This window comes from Endozoicomonas sp. SESOKO2 (assembly GCF_024606245.1).
In the GTDB taxonomy this organism is placed as follows: Bacteria; Pseudomonadota; Gammaproteobacteria; order Pseudomonadales; family Endozoicomonadaceae; genus Endozoicomonas_A.
Map to the genome: position 1 here is coordinate 1 of NZ_JAHHPQ010000704.1, position 1,118 is coordinate 1,118.

The following is a 1,118-nucleotide window of genomic DNA, read 5'->3' on the forward strand; positions in this document are numbered from 1 at the left end:
TGTGCAGTCATCATTTAGCTGTTTTTAAGGCTCTCATCAGAGAAAAGAATAATCAAATACCACCGGTAACATCTTCCCCGAGCACTTCCTCAGGCATTCCCCGTAGTTCTCCCCCAGCTGCAGCTCCAATTTCTGAAACAGTCAGGATTAGAAAAGTATCCGCTACAACATCAAAACTGGGTCATGAGGTTTTTCAAACGGTCTATCCAACCTTGTTTATCTTTGATGCAGAGCAATCGCCCGGAAAGGGACAGCCAGCGGTTTATGAATTGCCATTGTCAGAGCCCGTTTCTGATAGCATCAGAAGAGTCAACGGTTTTCAGTTACCGGACAACTCGGCTTTTGTGGGGAACAGAGTGGATATCCTGCCTGAATTTGTTATTGAGGGAGGCATAGAGAGTCACTACGTGATCTCGGCAACCCATAATGATTCTGTCTATTATCTGGCGAATATCGAAGTCGATTCCAGACATCCTTTGGATAGCGATGATTCATCAGCAACGGCTACCACAGGAGACCCTGGTACAACCCCGGCCACAGGGGATTATATACCGGCGGGTATTCTGGAACTGAGGGGCGCGGGTATTTTTGTTGCAGACAACATCAGGGTGGTACTTGATCCAGCGGATAACGATATGAGGATCAGGCCGGTAGATCTGGGCTGTAGCAATTATGGTGAGTTTGGTACAGAAGAACATTTCGTCTACCGATTTTTGCACTCTGAGTTTGATCTTTTAAAAGGTCTACCAGGATCAACCAACACTCAAAACGCTGCACTGAGCGTAAGATGTTTTCAGAAAAAAGGGCAAGTGCAGTTGACTATGAAAAACACTCAAACCGTTATAGCTGTAACCACTGGAACGGATCCTCCAACACCCGTTTCACCACAAAGCAGTGGTGTGTTGTTCTCTATATACTTATGGCCCAGAGAAAACGTTCTGAGCTTTGTCGATTCTACCTGTAACAGCGTCGTTGATCAGTTTGGCAATGATTTATCCATTGACGTAGCTCATCTGTCGGATCCCGACCACTATATGGGGGGCGTCTTTCGCAATTACTGTTCTGGCATCAAAATGATGAATGGGGCATTTGGATTAAAAGACAGAGAGCAGGCATGG

Annotated in this window: 1 protein-coding gene; it reads left to right on the forward strand. The window is 46.0% G+C overall.

From position 1 onward, the window contains the following. Positions 1-212: 212 nt before the first annotated feature. On the forward strand, positions 213-1,118 hold a 906-nt coding region (locus tag KDK17_RS16970; protein ID WP_257275161.1), incomplete at its 3' end, for a hypothetical protein.